At 64.0% G+C, this 19,601-nt stretch carries 17 protein-coding genes; 13 read left to right on the forward strand and 4 right to left on the reverse strand.

The annotated features are described in order from the left end of the window. Positions 1 to 66 precede the first annotated feature (66 nt). The gene (tsaD, locus tag LU493_RS10925; RefSeq protein ID WP_275287936.1) at positions 67 to 1,095 is read right to left on the reverse strand and encodes a tRNA (adenosine(37)-N6)-threonylcarbamoyltransferase complex transferase subunit TsaD; all 1,029 of its coding nucleotides are present in this window, start codon (positions 1,093 to 1,095) and stop codon (positions 67 to 69) included. Between the two features lie 256 nt (positions 1,096 to 1,351). On the opposite strand from tsaD, the gene rpsU reads away from it, so the two are divergent. The 3 genes from rpsU (at position 1,352) to rpoD (ending at position 5,623) form a co-directional block, all read left to right on the forward strand. Continuing rightward, positions 1,352 to 1,567, forward strand: a complete 216-nt coding sequence (gene rpsU / locus LU493_RS10930) for a 30S ribosomal protein S21 (protein WP_013333229.1) — start codon at positions 1,352 to 1,354, stop codon at positions 1,565 to 1,567. Between the two features lie 124 nt (positions 1,568 to 1,691). Beyond that, complete coding sequence (gene dnaG, locus LU493_RS10935) at positions 1,692 to 3,518, forward strand: DNA primase (protein ID WP_275287832.1); 1,827 nt, start codon at positions 1,692 to 1,694, stop codon at positions 3,516 to 3,518. 257 nt (positions 3,519 to 3,775) lie between these two features. Continuing rightward, a complete protein-coding gene (rpoD, locus tag LU493_RS10940; protein ID WP_275287833.1) occupies positions 3,776 to 5,623 on the forward strand; it encodes an RNA polymerase sigma factor RpoD in 1,848 nt (615 codons plus the stop codon). Between the two features lie 94 nt (positions 5,624 to 5,717). Here the strand turns inward: rpoD and LU493_RS10945 are convergent, their stop codons facing one another. Together LU493_RS10945 and LU493_RS10950 are read right to left on the reverse strand one after the other, a co-directional pair. Continuing rightward, positions 5,718 to 6,362 (reverse strand): hypothetical protein, encoded by a 645-nt coding sequence (locus tag LU493_RS10945; protein ID WP_275287834.1) that lies wholly within the window; start codon positions 6,360 to 6,362, stop codon positions 5,718 to 5,720. Between the two features lie 69 nt (positions 6,363 to 6,431). Further along, positions 6,432 to 7,358, reverse strand: a complete 927-nt coding sequence (locus LU493_RS10950; protein ID WP_275287835.1) for a LysR substrate-binding domain-containing protein — start codon at positions 7,356 to 7,358, stop codon at positions 6,432 to 6,434. A gap of 199 nt (positions 7,359 to 7,557) precedes the next feature. On the opposite strand from LU493_RS10950, the gene LU493_RS10955 reads away from it, so the two are divergent. The 6 genes from LU493_RS10955 to LU493_RS10980 all read left to right on the forward strand — a co-directional run bounded on the left by LU493_RS10955 (position 7,558) and on the right by LU493_RS10980 (position 13,949). After that, positions 7,558 to 8,937, forward strand: a complete 1,380-nt coding sequence (locus LU493_RS10955) for an L-serine ammonia-lyase (RefSeq protein WP_275287836.1) — start codon at positions 7,558 to 7,560, stop codon at positions 8,935 to 8,937. Between the two features lie 289 nt (positions 8,938 to 9,226). Continuing rightward, positions 9,227 to 10,000: an ABC transporter ATP-binding protein gene (locus LU493_RS10960; protein ID WP_275287837.1), complete on the forward strand. Its 774-nt coding sequence runs from the start codon at positions 9,227 to 9,229 to the stop codon at positions 9,998 to 10,000. Continuing rightward, positions 9,997 to 10,734, forward strand: a complete 738-nt coding sequence (locus LU493_RS10965) for an ABC transporter ATP-binding protein (protein ID WP_275287838.1) — start codon at positions 9,997 to 9,999, stop codon at positions 10,732 to 10,734. The genes LU493_RS10960 and LU493_RS10965 overlap by 4 nt, the downstream gene beginning before the upstream one ends. 76 nt (positions 10,735 to 10,810) lie before the next feature. Continuing rightward, positions 10,811 to 12,031, forward strand: coding sequence for an ABC transporter substrate-binding protein (locus tag LU493_RS10970; protein WP_275287839.1), 1,221 nt, complete (start codon positions 10,811 to 10,813; stop codon positions 12,029 to 12,031). A 42-nt stretch (positions 12,032 to 12,073) separates the two neighbouring features. Beyond that, positions 12,074 to 12,961 (forward strand): branched-chain amino acid ABC transporter permease, encoded by an 888-nt coding sequence (locus tag LU493_RS10975; protein ID WP_275287840.1) that lies wholly within the window; start codon positions 12,074 to 12,076, stop codon positions 12,959 to 12,961. A gap of 4 nt (positions 12,962 to 12,965) precedes the next feature. Continuing rightward, the gene (locus LU493_RS10980; RefSeq protein WP_275287937.1) at positions 12,966 to 13,949 is read left to right on the forward strand and encodes a branched-chain amino acid ABC transporter permease; all 984 of its coding nucleotides are present in this window, start codon (positions 12,966 to 12,968) and stop codon (positions 13,947 to 13,949) included. 24 nt (positions 13,950 to 13,973) lie between these two features. Here LU493_RS10980 and LU493_RS10985 read toward each other — a convergent pair whose 3' ends face one another. Next, a complete protein-coding gene (locus LU493_RS10985) occupies positions 13,974 to 14,876 on the reverse strand; it encodes a LysR family transcriptional regulator (protein WP_275287841.1) in 903 nt (300 codons plus the stop codon). Positions 14,877 to 14,998: 122 nt separating this feature from the next. Here LU493_RS10985 and LU493_RS10990 point away from each other — a divergent pair, with 122 nt between their 5' ends. The 4 genes from LU493_RS10990 (at position 14,999) to mtgA (ending at position 19,587) form a co-directional block, all read left to right on the forward strand. Continuing rightward, the gene (locus tag LU493_RS10990) at positions 14,999 to 16,108 is read left to right on the forward strand and encodes an S-(hydroxymethyl)glutathione dehydrogenase/class III alcohol dehydrogenase (protein ID WP_275287842.1); all 1,110 of its coding nucleotides are present in this window, start codon (positions 14,999 to 15,001) and stop codon (positions 16,106 to 16,108) included. 312 nt (positions 16,109 to 16,420) lie between these two features. Continuing rightward, the gene (fghA, locus tag LU493_RS10995; RefSeq protein ID WP_275287843.1) at positions 16,421 to 17,272 is read left to right on the forward strand and encodes an S-formylglutathione hydrolase; all 852 of its coding nucleotides are present in this window, start codon (positions 16,421 to 16,423) and stop codon (positions 17,270 to 17,272) included. A 315-nt stretch (positions 17,273 to 17,587) separates the two neighbouring features. Continuing rightward, a complete protein-coding gene (locus LU493_RS11000) occupies positions 17,588 to 18,730 on the forward strand; it encodes a GlxA family transcriptional regulator (protein ID WP_275287844.1) in 1,143 nt (380 codons plus the stop codon). 158 nt (positions 18,731 to 18,888) lie between these two features. Continuing rightward, a complete protein-coding gene (mtgA, locus tag LU493_RS11005) occupies positions 18,889 to 19,587 on the forward strand; it encodes a monofunctional biosynthetic peptidoglycan transglycosylase (protein WP_275287845.1) in 699 nt (232 codons plus the stop codon). Positions 19,588 to 19,601 lie beyond the last annotated feature (14 nt).

Below are 19,601 nucleotides of genomic sequence, written 5' to 3' on the forward strand. Positions count from 1 at the left end.
GGCTTACGGCTTACGGCTTACGGCTTACGGCTTACGGCTTACGGCTTACGGCTTACGGCTTACGGCTTACGGCTTACCGAGGGTTTCCAGCGGCCAGCGGGGGACGGCCTGCATCTGCCCGGGTTCGTCGTGTTCGCCGGCGTGCAGGCGTTGCGCGCCCGCGTAGGCGATCATGGCACCGTTGTCGGTGCAGAATCGGCCGCGAGGATAGTAGACCCTGGCCTCGCGCTTGGTGGCTTCGCGTTCGAGGCGCTCGCGGAGGCGATGGTTGGCGCTGACGCCGCCGGCGACTACCAGTCGCTTCAGGCCGGTGGCGTCGAGGGCGCGCCGGCACTTGATCGCCAGGGTATCGACCACTGCGTCCTCGAAGGCGCGTGCCACATCGGCGCGGGCCTGGTCGTCGAGGGCGCCTTCGGTCTCGAGCTGACGGATGGCGGTCAGGGTGTGGGTCTTGAGACCGGAAAAGCTGAAATCCAGGCCCGGACGATCGGTCATGGGACGCGGGAATCGCAGTCGGCCCGGGTCGCCCATTTCGGCGAGCCGGGCCACCGCCGGACCACCGGGGTAGTCCAGGTCGAGCATCTTGGCCGCCTTGTCGAAGGCCTCGCCGGCGGCGTCGTCCACCGACTCGCCGAGCAGGCGATAGCGTCCGATTCCCGCGACTTCCACCAGTTGGGTGTGTCCGCCGGAGACCAGCAGGGCCACGAAGGGGAAGTCGGGGGGATTGTCCTCCAGCATCGGGGCCAGCAGGTGGCCTTCCATATGATGTACGCCGAGCACCGGGATGCCGAGCGCCCGGGCCATGCCATGGGCGGTGCTGGCACCGACCATCAGCGCGCCGACCAGGCCTGGTCCGGCGGTGTAGGCGATGGCGTCGAGGTCCTGGCGGCTCGCGCCGGCGTCGTCGAGCACCCGCTGAATCAGTGGCAGCAGACGACGGGTATGGTCGCGGGAGGCCAGTTCGGGTACCACGCCACCGTATTCGGCGTGCATGGCAATCTGGCTATGCAGGGCGTCGGCCGCAAGGCCTCGCTCGGTGTCGAAGAGGGCGACGCCGGTTTCGTCGCAGGAGGTCTCGATGCCCAGTACGCGCATGGTCATGGCTCGGTGGATCGGAAATGACAGTATTCTACGCGTTTTGGGCGTGGGGCGGCAGGGGCCAATCGGCGAAACGGTTTGCATGGCAGCACCACGACGACTAGAATACTGTGCGCTGCAAGACTGGGTCGTGCGCCCGGGGCTCGCTTTTTTTCGTTTTCGCCGCGCTGCGGCTCGTCCGAGCGAAGCGTGATGAATGCCCCAAGGCGTGCGTTCGAACCGAACTCAAGTTTTCAAGGTAGGTGAGTGCTTAATGCCTTCTGTCAAAGTACGCGATAACGAGCCGTTTGACGTCGCGCTGCGTCGCTTCAAGCGTTCCTGTGAAAAAGCCGGTGTGCTCTCCGAAGTTCGCCGTCGCGAGCAGTACGAGAAGCCGACTGCGGAGCGCAAGCGCAAGGCGGCAGCTGCCGTCAAGCGTCACGCCAAGAAGCTCCAGCGTGAGCGCAAGCGTTTCGAACGGCTCTATTGATCCGTACTTGGGGCGGCCCTTCTCGGGTCGTCTCGGGAGGACGCCAAGCGGCCGCCAATCGGTGGCCGCTTGTTTTTGCGTCGTTCTTCTCGCTCTCGTTTTCTCCGCTCTCGGGATAGCCTGAATGGCTGGACAGATTCCCCAACGTTTCATCGATGACCTGCTGGCTCGTACCGATGTGGTCGACATCGTGGGGGAGCGGGTCAAGCTCAAGAAGACGGGGCGCAATCACTCGGGGCTGTGCCCCTTCCATCAGGAAAAGTCCCCGTCGTTCACCGTCAGCGCCGACAAGCAGTTCTATCACTGCTTCGGTTGCGGTGCCCACGGTAACGCTCTGGGCTTCTTGATGGAGTATGACCGCCTGCGCTTCCCCGAGGCAGTGGAGCAATTGGCCGCGCGGCTGGGACTCGACGTGCCTCGAGAGGGGGATGACGACCCTCGCCAGCAGGCCCGTGAGCGCAAGCGCAAGGAAGGTGTCAACCTGCTGGAGCTGGCGGCGAGCTTCTTTCGCGAGCGCCTGAAAATGCCGGAAGGAGAGGCGGCTCGTGCTTACCTCGACAAGCGGGGGCTCTCGCCTGAGGTGGTGCGCGATTTCGGCATCGGTTTCGCGCCCGCGGAGTGGGAGGCGATGCGCCGTCATCTCGGCGAGCGAGGCATCAGCGAGGCCGTTCAGATCGAGTACGGTCTCCTGGTGCATCGGGAAGACAGCGGGCGGACCTATGATCGTTTCCGCGACCGGGTGATGTTCCCGATTCGCGACATCCGCGGTCGTACCGTGGCCTTCGGAGGTCGGGTGCTGGGCGATGCCAAGCCCAAGTACCTCAACTCGCCGGAGACACCGGTATTTCACAAGGGACGCGAGCTCTACGGGCTCTATGAGGCGCGTCAGGCCAATGCTCGACTGGATCGACTGATGATCGTCGAGGGTTACATGGATGTGGTGGCCCTGGCCCAGTTCGGCATTCGCAATGCGGTGGCCACGCTGGGGACGGCGACCACCGAGGATCATCTGTCGCGGCTGTTTCGCGTGGTCGATGAAGTGGTGTTCTGCTTCGACGGCGACCGTGCCGGCCGTCAGGCAGCGGATCGGGCCTTGCGCACGGCGCTGCCAATGATGATCGACGGCCGTCAGGCACGCTTCCTGTTCCTGCCCGAGGGGGAGGATCCGGACACCCTGGTGCGTCGAGAGGGGGCCGATGCCTTCGAGGATCGTGTGACCTGTGCGAGCCCCCTGTCGGAGTTCCTGTTCGAACTGGCGGCACAGGGGCGTGACCTGGCGCGCATTGAAGAGCGTGAGCGGTATGCCAGTCAGGTGCTGGAGGCGATCGAACTCTTGCCCGAGGGAATGCTGAAGTCCTTGCTGTTGACGGAACTCTCGCGGCGTACAGGCGTCGACCAGTCAAGCTTCGAATCCTTGATGATGCGCCACGCCAACTCGGAACTCGGCGGTCGTCCGCCGGCCGATGAGGCCGTTCCGCCTCCGATGGCCGAGGCGGCACCGGTGGTGGGCGAGGCGCCGACAGCCGATGGGACCCTCGGATTGATGGCGCGTGCCCTGCAGTTGCTGGTGCATGAGCCGGGATTGGTCGATCGCCTGCCGGAGAGCGACGACTGGTGTGCCCATGAGGAGGCAGACGCCCGGCTGTGTCGTGAGGTGGTGCGCCTGCTCAAGGCCGGACGCTATCGCAGTGCCCAGGTGCTGCTGGCGCATTTTCACGGAACGCCGGAAGGCGAGCGTCTGGCGGCGCTGGCACGCCGTGAGCCCCTGGTGCCGAAGCGGCTGCGTGGTGTCGAGCTGGATAACTGGGTGGCGTACTTCCAGCGCCATCGTCGGCAGCGCTCCCCTCAGGAAGAGTACGACGCCCTGCTGGCTCGGAGTCGCACCGGCGAGCGGTTGTCACAGGAAGAACGGCAGCGGCTGAACGAATTGCTGATGGAGCTGAAGGGATGAGAGCCGTACTGCTGTCCGGGCAGGCCCTGACACCGCCGGGAAAAGTGGCGCGAGGGTTGATTTCTCTCCTACCATCACCACATTAAGAGCGTGACCAAACGGGACGCAACCGGACAAACTAACACACCTGAATGACCGCGCAAATACACCGAACTAGCAAAACAGTACGCTAAACCGCTATACTGTTCGGCTTATCGAGTTTTTCTCCGCCTCAGTGCTTCAGGTGCTTCATTCTTCTTCGTCGAGATAGGGTTTCTATGGCTGGAAATGCGCAGCAGCAGTCACGTCTGAAGGAGTTGATCGCGCGCGGCAAGGAACAGGGCTTCCTGACCTATGCCGAGGTCAACGACCATCTACCCGAGGATATCGCCGACCCGGATCAGGTGGAAGACATCATCGGCATGATCAACGACATGGGTATCAATGTCGTCGAGGAAGCCCCCGACGAAGACACCCTGATGATGGCCGATCAATCCACCGACGAGTCGGCGGCCGAGGAGGCCGTGGCGGCGCTGGCGGCGGTGGAAAGCGATGTGGGTCGAACCACCGATCCGGTGCGCATGTACATGCGCGAAATGGGGACCGTGGAGCTGTTGACCCGCGAAGGCGAGATCGAGATCGCCAAGCGCATCGAGGAAGGTACCCGCGAGGTGATGTCGGCGCTGGCCTACCTGCCCGGCGCCGTGGATTCCATCCTCGACGCCTATGATGCCACTCAGGATGAAGAGGCCCCGGGGCGCCTTTCCGACCTGTTCTCGGGCTTCATCGACCCCGACGAGGGCATCCCCGGCGTGGCCGAGGCGGACGTGCCGGAGCCCGAGCCCGAGCGGAGTGCCGCGGGCGGCGAGGCGTCCGACGAGGATGACGACGCCGAGGAAGAAGAATCCGGCGGCGGCCCGGATCCCGAGGAGGCGAAGGCTCGCTTCGAGCAGATCCGTGAACAGAACGAGGCAGCGCGCCGCGCTATCGAGGCGCATGGTCGCGATGCCAAGCAGGCTCAGAGCGAACTGGCGCGGCTCGCCGAGCTGTTCTCGCCGATCAAGCTGGTGCCCAAGCATTTCGAGCGCCTGGTCGGCCAGGTGCGCATCAGCGTCGAGCAGGTGCGTGCCCAGGAAAAGGCGATCATGCAGCTGTGCGTCAAGAAGGCGAAGGTGCCGCGCAAGACCTTCATCAAGTCCTTCCCGGGCAATGAATCCCGTCAGGACTGGCTGGATGATTTCATGGCCGAGAACGCCAGGCACGCCGACCGTCTCGCGCCGTGGAAGGGCGATATTCAGCGCGCCCAGCGCAAGATTGCCTTCGAGGAAGAGATGGTGACGCTGCTGGTGACCGATCTCAAGGAAGTCAACCGCAGGCTCTCCATTGGCGAGGCCAAGGCGCGCCGGGCCAAGAAGGAAATGGTCGAGGCCAACCTTCGCCTGGTGATCTCCATCGCCAAGAAGTACACCAACCGTGGCCTGCAGTTCCTGGACCTGATCCAGGAAGGCAACATCGGCCTGATGAAGGCCGTGGACAAGTTCGAATATCGTCGCGGCTACAAGTTCTCGACCTACGCCACCTGGTGGATTCGCCAGGCGATCACTCGCTCGATCGCCGACCAGGCGCGGACCATCCGTATCCCGGTGCACATGATCGAGACCATCAACAAGCTCAATCGCGTTTCGCGTCAGATGCTGCAGGAGATGGGTCGCGAGCCGACGCCCGAGGAACTTGGCGAGCGCCTCGAGATGCCCGAGGACAAGGTGCGCAAGGTGCTCAAGATCGCCAAGGAGCCGATCTCCATGGAGACGCCGATCGGTGACGACGATGATTCGCACCTGGGCGATTTCATCGAAGACGGCACCATGATGCTGCCCATCGATTCGGCTACCGGCGAGGGGTTGATCGAGGCCACCCGCAATGTGCTCGGTGGTCTGACGGCACGTGAGGCCAAGGTGCTGCGCATGCGTTTCGGTATCGACATGAACACCGACCATACTCTCGAAGAGGTCGGCAAGCAGTTCGACGTGACCCGCGAGCGGATTCGCCAGATCGAGGCCAAGGCGCTGCGCAAGCTGCGTCATCCATCGCGTTCCGAGCCGCTGCGTTCCTTCCTCGACGAATAGTCGCGGTCGGCAATCTTTGGCTCGATGCACGACGCCCGCGGGTTCTTCCCGCGGGCGTCGTCGTTCCGGCTCCTGGATTCTGCCCGGATGGGCGTCAGCGGTCGGGGCCGGCGGCGAGTCGACGGCGGATCAGCAGGACCAGCTCCAGCATGGCGAACAGCAACAGGGTGTAGCCGAACAGCTCGGTGATTTCCTCTGCCGCGTCCTTGAAGGCGCGCAGGTAGTGGTCGCCGAGGATCTGCTGCCACAGTGCACTGCGTCCATAGAGGCGAGAGAAGGCATAGGTGGTCAGGAAACCGGCCGCGAAGAGCCCGAAGGAGAAGGTGCCGGTGATCGACTCGAGCTCGGTCACGAAGGCGCGGCGCTGGCGAATCACCACGAACAGGATGGGCAGTACCAACAGGGTGACCAGCGTCTGCCAGGCACCATCGAAGACATGGGTGTCGAGCCAGGCATCCTGTTCCCGGATCAGTGACGCACCGAGCAGACCGACCAGCAGCAGGGCAACATTGGGCAGTTGGCGTTGTACGAGGCGCAAGGAAAGTGCCAGCCCTGTTGCCAGCAGCAGCAGGACGGATTGGGTGATTTCCGTGAAGCCCGATTCCGAGAACTGCACGTTGACGAGTCGATGAGCTTCCTGCATCACGCCCTCCATCAGGGCGGCGATGATCAGGAGGTAAGCCAGTGCCCTCAGGCAGGTGGCACGAAAGCTGATCCGGTCGGGAGAGGTCTTGGGCATCCGTCTTCTCGCGGCAGGGTGTATCGAAAGGCGCCATTATACGCATCTTGCCCTGTCGTCGCCCGGTCTCTACCGGGGGGAATGCTGCCTTCCCGCTTCTTCCACGATCCAGTCGTGAACGGCTTTCACGCGTCGGTCGTCCAGGGCGCCGGCGGCGTAGACGATACCGTAGTGCATGCCGGTGGCGACGCGACGCTCGAGGGGCGCAATCAGGGCGCCGGTATCCAGCTCGCTGGTGATCAGGGTCTGGCGGGCGATGGCCACACCCATGCCGGCGATGGCGGCCTCCATGGTCAGATGGTTGCGATTGAAGGTATAGCCACGATGAACGTTCACCGAAGGTGCCTCGATAGCGGCAAGATAGTGTTCCCATTCGCCATAGTCACGGCTTCCTCGCCAGGCGGTGACGTCGTGCAGCAGCGGATACCAGGCCAGGTCGTCGGGGCGACGCAAGGGCGGACGTCCACGCAGTAGCGAGGGAGAGCAGACCGGAAAGATGGTCTCCTCGATCAGGGGGGTGATGGCAAGGCCCGGTGTCTGGCCATCATTGAGATCCAGAGCGAGATCGAAATCGCCTTCCCGCAGCGAGGTGCTGCTGTCTTCGGCGGTGACGTGCAACTCGATGTCGGGGAAGCGCGCCTGTAGCCGAGGCAGGCGGGGCATTAGCCACTTGTTGAGAAAGGAGGGAACGCTGCGCAGCCGGATGATGCCGCTCATCACCCCGCTGCGCAGTCGTTTCACTTCGAGGCCCACGGCCTGATAGGCATCATCGACCACCGTCGCCAGCCGTCGGCCTTCCTCGGTCAGGGCGAGGCGACGAGGCAGGCGGCGGAACAGCTTGAAGCCCAGACGTTCCTCCAGCTGCTTGATCTGCTGACTGACCGCTCCGGTGGTGACGTGCAGCTCTTCCGCCGCCCGTGTGAAGGAGAGGTGGCGTGCGCTGACGGCGAAGACCTTCAGCCAGGCGTGGGTCTGAGAGTTGAGAAGACGGCTCATGGTTTAGTCATACTATACTGGAAGCGAGATATTCTCGATTGCCCCGGGGAAAACCTGGCCCCAACATAAGGGTCAAATGAAGTGAATGCCAGTTGGCTTTAGCCTGACTGACAGAAAGCGCCAGCGAAAGGCGTTCGATAAGCGCCTTCCTCCAGACCCTGACCACCGCGTCCACTCGGTCGCGCAATGAGGCACCACCATGGCAATCAGCGTCTTCGACTTGTTCAAGATCGGTATCGGCCCGTCGAGCTCCCATACGGTGGGCCCGATGCAGGCGGCTCATGATTTCGTCCAGGCGTTGCGTGGTCGCGACCTGCTCGAACGGGTGGCGCGGATCGAGATTCATCTACACGGCTCGCTCTCTGCCACCGGCAAGGGGCATGGCACCGATCGAGCGACCATCATGGGACTGATGGGCGAGCGTCCCGACCACATCGATCCGGCGATCGTCTCGCCCTGTATCGAGGAGCTGCTGGAATCCCAGACCCTGCTGCTTGATGGGCACCTGGCGATCCCCTTCGTCTGGGCCCGCGATCTGCAATGGCACGACGAGAGCCTGCCCTATCATCCCAACGCCATGACACTGGTAGCTCATGGCCATGCCGATGAGCTGTATCGCAATGTCTTCTACTCGGTGGGAGGCGGATTCGTGGTCGATCAGGGGCAGGTCGATCGGGATGAGCTGGATGCCGATACCACGGCCTTGCCTTATGAGTTCAATAGTGCCGCCGAACTGCTGGCGCTGTGCCGCTTGCATGACCTGCGCATCAGCGAGCTGATGATGGAGAACGAGAAGGCCTGGCGGGATGAGCCCGAGATCCGTGCCGGTCTCTGGCGAATCTGGGAAGCCATGCAGGACTGTGTCAACCAGGGGTTCGCGCACGAGGGCATCCTGCCCGGCGGTCTCGAGGTCAAGCGCCGCGCGTCTGCCCTGCATCGACGGCTGCTGGCGATGGAGGACGACGCCAGCCTGATCACCACGACGTTTTCCGCCATGGACTGGGTCAATGTCTTCGCCCTGGCGGTGAACGAGGAAAATGCCGCCGGCGGACGCATGGTCACCGCGCCCACCAACGGTGCGGCGGGCATCATTCCGGCGGTGTTGCACTATTACATGAAATTCCAGCAGGACGCCTGCGAGCGCAACGTGGTGGATTTCCTGCTGACCGCCGGTGCGGTAGGCATCCTGTGCAAGAAGAATGCGTCCATTTCCGGTGCCGAGGTGGGGTGCCAGGGTGAGGTGGGCTCCGCCTGCGCCATGGCCGCTGCCGGACTCACCGAAGTGATGGGAGGCAGTGTCGGCCAGATCGAGAACGCCGCCGAGATCGGTCTCGAGCACAATCTGGGCCTGACCTGCGACCCGGTGGGTGGCCTGGTGCAGGTGCCCTGCATCGAACGCAACGCCATCGCCTCGGTCAAGGCAATCAATGCCACCCAGATGGCCCTGCGCGGCGATGGCGAGCACTTCATTTCCCTGGACAAGGCCATTCGCACCATGCGCGATACCGGCGCCGACATGCAGGAGAAGTACAAGGAAACCTCCAAGGGCGGTCTGGCCGTCAACGCCATCGAGTGCTGAACGATCTCTCTGTCGGGCGGCAAGGGCCGCCCTGTCTGGCGCGTCGCTTCGGTGGCGCGCCTTTTTTGTTTGCAACCTATTGAAATAGCGGCATCTACGCCATTGGTCGAGTTTAACGTTTCGATGGTTGCCGGCCCTCGTTTCGTCCTCTAGCTTACGTTGACGTAAAGGTTAAAGAGTCTTCGAGACTCGGGCCTCGATGCCGGCGACCACGTCATGGTCTCGGTTTACAACAATGACAACAGTAACCTAATGACGGGCCGCCCCGGCGGCCTCGAGAGGACCTCACATGACCCAGGAGTTCGTGCTCGAGACTCGCGGGTTGACCAAGGAGTTTCGCGGTTTCACCGCCGTGGACGACGTCGACCTGCAGATTCAGGAAGGTCAGATCCATGCCTTGATCGGCCCGAACGGGGCCGGCAAGACCACCGTCTTCAACCTGCTCACCAAGTTTTTGCCGCCCACGCGTGGCGAGATTCTCTATCGTGGCAAGCCGATCACCGGCATGCGGGCCAACGAGATCGCTCGGCTCGGTTTGGTGCGTTCCTTCCAGATCTCGGCGGTGTTCGCCCACATGACGGCGCTGGAGAACGTGCGGGTGGCCCTGCAGCGCAAGCTCGGCACCTCCTTCCATTTCTGGAAATCCGAGAAGAGTCTGGAGCCCCTCAACGAGCGGGCCCTGGCGCTGCTCGAGGAAGTCGATCTCCAGGACTATGCCGACGTGCTCACCGTGGAGATGCCCTACGGGCGCAAGCGCGCCCTGGAAGTGGCCACCACCCTGGCTCTGGAGCCCACGGTGATGCTGCTCGACGAGCCGACCCAGGGCATGGGCGCCGAGGACGTCGATCGCATCGTCGCGTTGATCCGTCGGGTCTCGGCCGGGCGCACCGTGCTGATGGTGGAGCACAACCTCAGCGTGGTCAGCCGGCTGTGCGATCGCATCACCGTGCTGGCGCGTGGCGCGGTACTGGCCGAGGGCGACTATGCCAGCGTCTCCGCCGACCCGCGGGTGCGCGAGGCTTATATGGGCAGCGAGACGACATCAGAGGAGGCCGAGGCATGACGGAGGCCGCACTGGAGTACCGAGACCTCGATGGTGCCGAGATGCTGCGCGTCCGTGACCTGCATGCCTTCTATGGCGAGTCGCACATTCTTCATGGTGTCGATTTCGACGTGCGGCGCGGCGAGCTGGTGACCCTGCTGGGGCGCAACGGTGCCGGGCGCAGCACCACCCTCAAGGCGATCATGAACATGGTCGGTCATCGCACCGGCTCCATCGTCATCAACGGCAACGAGACGTTGGCCATGCGGCCGCATCGCATTCCGCGGCTGGGCGTGGGCTACTGCCCGGAGGAGCGCGGCATCTTCGCGAGCCTCGACGTCGAGGAAAACCTGTTGCTGCCGCCCACGGTGCGCTCCGGGGGGATGGATCTCGACGAGATCTACGCGATGTTCCCCAACCTCCAGGAGCGGCGCCGCAGCCAGGGCACACGGCTCTCCGGTGGCGAGCAGCAGATGCTGGCCATGGCGCGCATCCTGCGCACCGGGGCCCGCTTGCTGCTGCTCGACGAGATCACCGAGGGCCTGGCGCCGGTCATCAATCAGGCGCTGGGCGAGGTGCTCGTCAAGCTCAAGGCGCGTGGCATGACCATTGTGCTGGTGGAGCAGAACTTCCGCTTCGCCGCGCCGCTCGCCGATCGCCACTTCGTCATGGAGCACGGCCGCATCGTCGAGGAGATCTCGGCGGCCGAGCTGCCGTCTCGGCGTGAGCATCTGAATTCCCTGCTGGGGGTCTGACGGCAACGCCGCCGCCCCGGCCACTCCACCATCTCTCGACAACAACAAACCGCCCCTCGGGGGCATGGAGAGCACGATGACCTTCAATAAGCGCACTCTCGCCGGCGTCATTGCTGTCGCCACCACCGCCCTGGCCACCGGCACCGCCCAGGCCCAGATGAGCGACGATGCCGTACGGATCGGCTACCTGGCCGACATGTCCGGCACCTATCGCGACCTGGCCGGCCCCGGTGGTCTCGAGGCCCTGAACATGGCCATCGAGGACTTCGGCGGCGAGGTGGGCGGGGTGCCCATCGAGATATTCAGCGCCGACGACCGCAACAGCGCCGACGTGGGCGCCAACACCGTGCGCGGCTGGATCGACCAGGAAAATGTCGACCTGGTGGGCGGCATGGTGGCCTCCTCGGTATCCATCGCCGTGACCAAGGTGCTCGAGGAGGCGAACGGCCTGGCCATCATCTCCGGCTCCGCCGCTTCCAGTATCACCAACGAGCACTGCACGCCGAACCACATCCACTGGGTCTACGACACCTACCCGCTGGCCAACGGCACCGCCAAGGCAGTGGTCGAGCAGGGCGGCGACAGCTGGTTCATGCTCACCGCCGACTATGCCTTCGGCCATGCCCTGGAGGGCGACGTGACCAAGGTGGTGGAGGAGAACGGCGGCGAGGTGGTCGGCGGGGTGCGCCATCCCTTCCCGACCAGCGATTTCTCGTCCTACATCCTCCAGGCCCAGGGCTCCGGGGCGGAGATCGTCGGCCTGGCCAATGCCGGCTCCGACACCGTCAACGCCATCAAGACCGCCAGCCAGTTCGGCCTGACCCAGAGTGGCCAGCAGCTCGCCGGCCTGCTGATCTTCCTCAACGATGTCCATGCCATGGGCCTCGAGGCCACACAGGGCCTGTTGCTGACCACCGGCTGGTACTGGGACATGGACGAGGCGTCCCGCGAGTGGGCCGAGCGCTACTTCGAGCGCGTCGGGCGCATGCCGACCATGGTCCAGGCCGGGGTCTATTCCAGCACCATGCACTATCTGAACGCCGTGGAGGCCGCCGGCACCGACGAGCCGGAGGTGGTGCGGGCCAAGATGGCCGAGACCCCGGTGGAGGACTTCTTCGCCCGCAATGGCCGCATTCGCGCGGACGGCCGCATGGTTCACGACATGTACCTGGCCGAGGTGAAGTCGCCGGCCGAGTCCACCGGCGAATGGGACCTCTACGAGATCAAGAGCACCATCCCTGCCGATCAGGCCTACCGCCCGCTCGACGAGAGCCAGTGCGACCTGGTCAACCAGTGAGCTGAGGCGCAGTGTTTCCCTGACGGCGAGGAGGCCCTTCTTATGACCATGATATTCGGGGTGCCGCTGGCGGTATTCATGGGCCAGCTGATGCTGGGCCTGATCAACGGCGCCTTCTATGCCCTGCTGAGTCTGGGGCTGGCGGTGATCTTCGGCCTGCTGAAGATCATCAACTTCGCCCACGGCGCCCAGTACATGCTGGGCGCCTTCGCGGCCCTGCTGGGCCTTCAGTACCTGGGCCTCGACTACTGGCTGGCGCTGCTGCTGGTGCCCCTGGTGGTCGGCGGGCTCGGCATGGTGATCGAGCGCACCATCCTGCGCCGCATCGCCCATCTCGACCATCTCTACGGCCTGCTGCTGACCTACGGCCTGGCGCTGATCTTCGAGGGCACCCTGATCAACCTCTTCGGCGTATCCGGCGCCAGCTATCCGGTGCCCGAGGCACTGCAGGGGGGCCTCAACCTGGGCTTCATGTTCCTGCCCACCTACCGCGGCTGGGTGCTGGTCGCGGCGCTGGCGGTGTGTCTCGCGACCTGGTTCATCATCGAGCGCACCCGCCTCGGCGCCTACCTGCGGGCCGGCACCGAGAACCCGGCGCTGATGCAGGCGTTCGGTGTCAACGTGCCCCAGCTGGTCACCCTGACCTACGGCTTCGGGGTGGCGCTGGCGGCCTTCGCCGGGGTGCTGGCCGCGCCTCTCTATCCGGTCTCGCCGACCATGGGCTCGAGCCTGTTGATCGTGGTCTTCGCCGTGGTGGTAATCGGCGGCATGGGCTCGATCCTCGGTGCCATCCTCACCGGCCTGGGCATGGGCCTGGTCGAGGGGCTGACCAAGGTGTATTACCCCGAGGCCGCCAACACTGTGATCTTCCTGGTGATGATCCTGGTGCTGATGCTGCGTCCCGCGGGACTCTTCGGCAAGGAGGCATGACATGATGGCCACCACCCAGACCCCTTCCCCCTCGATGAAGCGGCGCCGGCGCGCCCGGCAGCGACGTGGCGCCCTCTACCTGGTCCTGCTGGTCGTCGGCCTGGCGGCACCCTTTGTCGCCTATCCGGTGTTCCTGATGAAGGTGCTGTGCTTTGCGCTGTTCGCCTGTGCCTTCAACCTGCTGCTGGGCTATGCGGGCCTCCTGTCGTTTGGCCACGCGGCCTTCCTGGCCACCGGCGGCTATGTCACCGGCTATCTGCTGTCGAGTCATCCGGCGTTGCCTCCGGAAGTCGGCATCCTCGCCGGGACGCTGGCTAGCCTGGTGCTGGGGCTGGCATTCGGCGCCCTGGCGATCCGTCGCCAGGGTATCTACTTCGCCATGGTGACTCTGGCCCTGGCCCAGATGATGTTCTTCTTCTACATTCAGGCCCCTTTCACCGGCGGTGAGGATGGCCTGCACGGTGTGCCTCGGGGACATCTCTTCGGCCTGGTCGACCTGTCCAGCAACCTGGCCATGTACTACTTCGTGTTCGCGGTCTTCGTGATCGGCTTCGCCATCATCCAGCGGACCGTGCACTCGCCCTTCGGCCAGGTGCTCAAGGCGATCCGCGAGAACGAACCGCGGGCCGTGTCGCTGGGCTACAACGTCGATGCCTACAAGCTGCTGGCCTTCGTGATCTCGGCGGGTCTGGCCGGCCTGGCGGGTGCCACCAAGACGCTGGTCTTCCAACTGGCCTCCCTCACCGACGCCCACTGGCACATGTCCGGCGAGGTCATCCTGATGACCCTGCTCGGCGGGGTGGGCACCCTCTTCGGCCCGCTGATGGGCGCGGGGCTGGTGGTCAGCCTGCAGACGCAGCTCGCCCAGTCGCCGCTGGGCAACTGGGTCAGCGTGATCCTGGGGGCGATCTTCGTGATCTGCGTGCTGAGCTTTCGCAGCGGCATCGTCGGCGAGATCGACAAGATCGTGCGCAAGAACTTCAAGTGAGAGCGCTCTACCCTGGGGCGTTCGTCATGTGCTCGATCGGTGCTGTGCCGGCAGGCTCGGACCGAGTTCGGCGACCAGGTAGTCGAGGAACTGGCGAACCTTGGGAGAGCGGTGTCGATGGCGAGGGTAGACGGCCCACACCGCGGTGTCGTCGTGCCGGTAGGCATCGAGCACGCTGATCAGCTCGCCCCTGGCCAGGTGGTCGTCGACATAGTAGTCGGGCAACTGGGCAAGCCCGAGTCCCTTGAGAGTGGCGTCGAGCAGGGCCGGTCCGGAGTTGCCGCGCCAGGGACCGTCGATGCGTATCTCGCGGCGGATGCCGTTGACGTCGAAGCGCCAATGGTCACGGGTGCCCACCAGGCAGCGATGGCGTGACAGCTCGGAAAGGGCGTGAGGCTGGCCGTAATGGGTGAAATAGTCCGGCGAGCCGACCACGTACTCGCGTCGCTCGCATAGTCGCCGGGCGATCAGCGTCGAGTCCTGGAGCGTGCCCATGCGAATGGCGATGTCGAAGCCTTCGTCGATGATGTCGACTCTCCGGTTGGTGAAGTGCATGTGCACCTCGAGCTGCGGGTGGCGGCGCATGAAGTCATGGACGAGGGGCGCCAGGTAGCGTTCGCCGAAGGTGGTGGCGCAGGTCAGGCCGAGCAGGCCGCTGGGACGGGTCTGGAGTTCCTTGACCGCCGCTTCGGCTTCGCGGAAGCCGTCGAACAGGTGGTGACAGTGCTGGTAATAGAGGCGGCCGGCCTCGGTCAAGCGAATGCGGCGTGTCGTTCGGTAGAGCAGGGGCGTGTCCAACTGGTTTTCCAGTTGGCTGACCAGCCGGCTGACGTGGGAGCTCGAGACCCTCAGTCGCTCGGCGGCGGCATTGAAGGCGCCCAGGCGCACGACTTCGATGAAGGCTTCGACCCGATCCCAGCGTTGCATGTTGGCGTTCTCGCTCCATTGTTGCCAGGTGACAATAATGTCATGCGTTTGATGCAGTTTATACCGGCCGGCACTCTTGCCTAGACTTCAGGGATGCCAATCACCCACCGAGAGGATGGATCATGAAGTCTCGTGCCGCCGTGGCCCTGGAAGCGGGCCAGCCCCTGCAGTTGACCGAGATCGATGTCGAGGGCCCGAAGTCCGGCGAGGTGCTGGTGCGCATGGCCGCCACCAGCGTCTGCCATACCGACGCCTATACCCTGTCCGGTGCCGATCCGGAGGGCAATTTCCCCGCGGTGCTGGGCCATGAGGGGGCCGGTGTCGTCGAGGAAGTGGGCGAGGGCGTGACCAGCCTCAAGCCTGGTGACCACGTCATTCCGCTCTATACCGCCGAGTGCGGCAAGTGCAAGTTCTGCCTGTCCGGCAAGACCAACCTGTGTGGCTCGGTGCGCGCGACCCAGGGCAAGGGCGTGATGCCGGATGGCACCAGCCGCTTTTCCCTCGAAGGTCAGAAGCTGCACCACTACATGGGCTGCTCCACCTTCAGCGAGTACACGGTACTGCCGGAGGTGTCGCTGGCTTCGGTATCGAAGCAGGCGCCCATGGACAAGATCTGCCTGCTGGGCTGCGGTGTCACCACCGGCATCGGTGCCGTCATGAACACCGCCAAGGTGGAGCCGGGTTCGACGGTCGCGGTGTTCGGCCTGGGCGCCATCGGCCTGGCGGTGATCCAGGGGGCGGTGATGGCCAAGGCGAGCCGCATCATCGCCATCGACGTCAATCCCGAGAAGTTCAAGCTCGCTGAGCAGTTCGGTGCCACCGAGTTCGTCAATCCCAAGGATCACTCGGCCTCCATCCAGGAAGTGATCGTCGACCTGACCGACGGCGGTGTCGATTACTCGTTCGAGTGCATCGGCAACGTCAACGTCATGCGCTCGGCGCTGGAATGCTGCCACAAGGGATGGGGCGAGTCGATCATCATTGGTGTGGCCGGCGCCGGCGAGGAGATTTCCACCCGTCCGTTCCAGCTGGTTACCGGTCGTGTCTGGAAGGGCTCCGCCTTCGGTGGCGTCAAGGGGCGCACCGAGCTGCCGGGTTATGTGGATCGCTACATGAACGGCGAGCTGAACATCGACGACTTCATCACCCACGACATGCCCTTCGAGGAGATCAACGAGGCCTTCGAACTGTTGCACCGGGGTGAGAGCATTCGCACTGTGCTGCACTATTAACCTGGCAATCAAATAGATCGTCCTGATCTATTTGATTGTCGCCCGCACCACATCTGGCGCAGATGCGTGGATCTTCTGGTGTGGCGCGGGCTCGCGCTGGCCTGACGGCTGGCGGCGGCACTTCCCTGTGCCGCGATTAACCCGACATAAACGCTTGCCGGGTTAATATGGATACGCGCCCGATGCCGCGCGAAGGGCTCGACACGCGCCTGATAGCGCGCGAACCGTAATGACTGATTCACGCTTGGTGTCGTTCGAGTCGCATCGATCGATGCGACCACGGCACCGGGCGAATCTCCTGAGGAGTCGCTCATGACCATGACCGAACACCTTGAACTGGTCTCGGCCAACCGCAGTTTCGGTGGCTGGCACAAGCGCTATCGCCATCGTTCGCGGGCGCTGGATTGCGAGATGGTGTTCGCCATCTATCTGCCGCCCCAGGCCGAGACCGAGCGCGTGCCGCTGCTGTGGTGGCTGTCGGGCCTGACCTGCACCGACGAGAACTTCATGCAGAAGGCCGGTGCCCAGCGCCTGGCCGCCGAGCTGGGGATCGCCATCGTCTGCCCCGACACGAGCCCCCGAGGGCTGGACTTGCCGGGCGAGCATGACAGTTACGATTTCGGTTCCGGTGCGGGATTCTATGTCAATGCCACCGAGGCACCCTGGAAGGATCACTACCGGATGTACGACTATGTGGCCGAGGAGTTGCCGTCGGTGGTGCGCCAGCACTTCCCGGTCAATGGCCGCGAATCGATCAGCGGACACTCCATGGGAGGACATGGGGCCTTGATCATGGCCCTGCGCCGTCCTGGCCACTATCGCGCGGTGTCGGCGTTCGCGCCGGTCGTCAACCCGACCCAGAGTCCCTGGGGGCGCAAGGCCTTCAGCGCCTATCTGGGCGAGGACGTCAGTCGCTGGACCCAGTACGATGCCTGTGAGCTGGTGGCACGCGGTGCCTCCCGCCAGCCGCTGTTCATCGATCAGGGCGAGGCCGACGATTTCCTGGACGAGCAACTGTGTCCGGCACGGCTGGAGGCGGTATGCGCCGAGCATGATCATCCGCTGACGCTTCGCCGTCAGCCCGGCTATGACCACAGCTACTTCTTCATTGCCAGCTTCATCGATGATCATCTGCGCTATCACGCCGAGCGCCTGCACGCCTAGCCCCTGTACGCCTGGTGTCTCGGTACTGACATTTTTTCTCGTGACTCGCGCGCCGGCCCATACCTGGGCCGGCGCGCTTGTTGGCGATGTCGTGTCGTATCCGGAAACGTCATGCACATATCCAGAACCGACGTCATTGTCGCAGGACAGCGGGAAAGGAGGCGCCGATAGGCAAATTTGACATGCCAGAAAACGACACAAGGATTACATTCTGAAGTGAGCTTGTCTGATCGCGACAGGCGGCTCGGTCAACGGCGTCAGACGCCTTTCGACAATAACAAGACAGTTTCACGACAACCGTGCTGGAGTTTCAAGATGACAACCACCGCCCAGGCCCCGCCCAAGGCCGCCCCCCAGACCCTGGGGTTTCTGCTGCTGGAAAACTTCACCCTGATCTCGCTGGCCTCGGCCATCGAACCGTTGCGCATGGCCAACCAGTTGGCCGGCCGAGAACTCTATCGCTGGTACACACTGAGCATGGATGGCAATGCGGTGCGCGCCAGCGATGGCCTGCAGGTCACGCCAGATGCTTCCACCACGGTACCGTTGGCGCTGGATACAGTGATCGTCTGCGGCGGCGTGGCCCCGCATCGTAGCGTCCAGCGCGAACATGTCGGCTGGCTGCAGGCCCAGGCGCGTCGGTCGCGTCGACTGGGATCGGTGTGCACGGGCAGCTGGGCACTGGCCAGGGCGGGGTTGCTGGACGGTTTCGAGGCCAGCGTCCACTGGGAGTGCCTGGCCGCCATGCAGGAGGCCTTTCCCAAGGTGGCGTTGACCACACGGTTGTTTTCCATCGATCGCGATCGGGCCACGTCTTCCGGTGGCACCGCACCACTGGACATGATGCTGACGTTGATCGGGCGGGACCATGGTCGGGAACTGTCGGCGGGCATCTCCGAGATGTTCATCTATGATCGCGTGCGGGGTGAGCAGGATCAGCAACGCGTGCCGCTCAAGCATGTGCTGGGCACCACCCAGCCGAGGCTGCTGGAGATCGTCGCGTTGATGGAAGCCAACCTGGAGGAACCGATCAGCCTCGATGAGCTGGCCGATTACGTGAATGTCTCGCGGCGCCAACTGGAGCGCCTGTTCCAGAAGAACCTGCATTGCTCCCCATCGCGCTACTACCTTAAACTGCGCCTGACACGGGCTCGCCAACTGCTCAAGCAGACCCCGATGTCGATCATCGAGGTCGCATCGGCCTGTGGTTTCGTGTCCACGCCGCACTTTTCCAAGTGTTATCGCGAATACTTCGGCATTCCGCCGCGTGATGAGCGGCTGAGCAGCAGCGCCGTGGAACTGGTCCCCCCGGTGCGACTGGGCGAGGAGGCGGCGTCGATGCTGCAGACGGCGGCCGCGTTCGAAGCGCTGCCCGGTGAACCGGTTTCCTCCGCCATGACGGCCCTGGATCAGGCACGGGGCGAGCCTACCTATGCCAGCGTGAGATTGAGAACATGAGAGGAAACACTGTTTAAATGCCTGCGCGTGCAAATCGCTGCGTTGCGCGGTACTCGAAAGCTCACCTAACGTGATGTTATGCCTCGCTTTCTGTGTTCCGGGCGCCTTGCGCTTCACGACGCTCGGCAATTTATTCAGCGTTTCCTGAGAGAGGCTTGATGCGGGAGTGGCTGCGACGGGCGGCTCGGGTCCTGGGGCTCGCGCTGCTGGGGTGGGTGGGGCTGTCCGTCCTGCTGGTCCTGATGTTCCGGGTGGTGCCGGTTGCCGGCTCCATGGTGATGGTCGAGCGCAAGGTGGAAGCCTGGCTCGCCGGTGACACCCTCGACATTCGGCAGCAGTGGCGCCCCTGGTCGCAGCTTTCCGACAACGCCAAGCTGGCGGTGATCGCCGCCGAGGATCAGCGGTTTCCGGCGCATCATGGCTTCGACTTCGTCGAATTGCGCCGTGCCGTGATGGCGAGCCTGAACGGCGATGACCTGCGGGGCGCCAGTACCCTCAGCCAGCAGACCGCCAAGAACCTCTTCCTCTGGACCGGCCGCAACTGGGTTCGCAAGGGACTCGAGGCCTGGTTCACCTTGCTTCTCGAGCTGCTCTGGCCCAAGGAGCGCATTCTCGAGGTCTATCTCAATATCGCCGAATGGGACAGCGGTGTCTTTGGCCTGGAGGCGGCGGCGCAGCACTATTTCGGCGTCTCCGCGGTCGAGCTGACGTCCGCCCAGGCCAGCCGCCTGGCGGCGATCCTTCCCAATCCCCGTGGCTGGAGCGCTTCCCGCCCGAGTTCCTACGTGCTTCAACGCAGTGACTGGATCCGTGGCCAGATGCGCAATCTGGGCCATGCTTATCTGGAGCGTCTTTAAGTTTCCGTGGCCGA

The sequence above is a fragment of the Halomonas elongata genome (genome assembly GCF_029081005.1).
Taxonomy (GTDB): Bacteria; Pseudomonadota; Gammaproteobacteria; order Pseudomonadales; family Halomonadaceae; genus Halomonas; species Halomonas elongata_B.

Excerpts from the sequence above, each read along its gene's own strand:
- tsaD (WP_275287936.1), bottom strand. The coding sequence starts at position 1,095 with ATGCGCGTACTGGGCATCGAGACCTCCTGCGACGAAACCGGCGTCGCC.
- rpsU (WP_013333229.1), top strand. The coding sequence starts at position 1,352 with ATGCCTTCTGTCAAAGTACGCGATAACGAGCCGTTTGACGTCGCGCTG.
- dnaG (WP_275287832.1), top strand. The coding sequence starts at position 1,692 with ATGGCTGGACAGATTCCCCAACGTTTCATCGATGACCTGCTGGCTCGT.
- rpoD (WP_275287833.1), top strand. The coding sequence starts at position 3,776 with ATGGCTGGAAATGCGCAGCAGCAGTCACGTCTGAAGGAGTTGATCGCG.
- LU493_RS10945 (WP_275287834.1), bottom strand. The coding sequence starts at position 6,362 with ATGCCCAAGACCTCTCCCGACCGGATCAGCTTTCGTGCCACCTGCCTG.
- LU493_RS10950 (WP_275287835.1), bottom strand. The coding sequence starts at position 7,358 with ATGAGCCGTCTTCTCAACTCTCAGACCCACGCCTGGCTGAAGGTCTTC.
- LU493_RS10955 (WP_275287836.1), top strand. The coding sequence starts at position 7,558 with ATGGCAATCAGCGTCTTCGACTTGTTCAAGATCGGTATCGGCCCGTCG.
- LU493_RS10960 (WP_275287837.1), top strand. The coding sequence starts at position 9,227 with ATGACCCAGGAGTTCGTGCTCGAGACTCGCGGGTTGACCAAGGAGTTT.
- LU493_RS10965 (WP_275287838.1), top strand. The coding sequence starts at position 9,997 with ATGACGGAGGCCGCACTGGAGTACCGAGACCTCGATGGTGCCGAGATG.
- LU493_RS10970 (WP_275287839.1), top strand. The coding sequence starts at position 10,811 with ATGACCTTCAATAAGCGCACTCTCGCCGGCGTCATTGCTGTCGCCACC.
- LU493_RS10975 (WP_275287840.1), top strand. The coding sequence starts at position 12,074 with ATGACCATGATATTCGGGGTGCCGCTGGCGGTATTCATGGGCCAGCTG.
- LU493_RS10980 (WP_275287937.1), top strand. The coding sequence starts at position 12,966 with ATGGCCACCACCCAGACCCCTTCCCCCTCGATGAAGCGGCGCCGGCGC.
- LU493_RS10985 (WP_275287841.1), bottom strand. The coding sequence starts at position 14,876 with ATGCAACGCTGGGATCGGGTCGAAGCCTTCATCGAAGTCGTGCGCCTG.
- LU493_RS10990 (WP_275287842.1), top strand. The coding sequence starts at position 14,999 with ATGAAGTCTCGTGCCGCCGTGGCCCTGGAAGCGGGCCAGCCCCTGCAG.
- fghA (WP_275287843.1), top strand. The coding sequence starts at position 16,421 with ATGACCATGACCGAACACCTTGAACTGGTCTCGGCCAACCGCAGTTTC.
- LU493_RS11000 (WP_275287844.1), top strand. The coding sequence starts at position 17,588 with ATGACAACCACCGCCCAGGCCCCGCCCAAGGCCGCCCCCCAGACCCTG.
- mtgA (WP_275287845.1), top strand. The coding sequence starts at position 18,889 with ATGCGGGAGTGGCTGCGACGGGCGGCTCGGGTCCTGGGGCTCGCGCTG.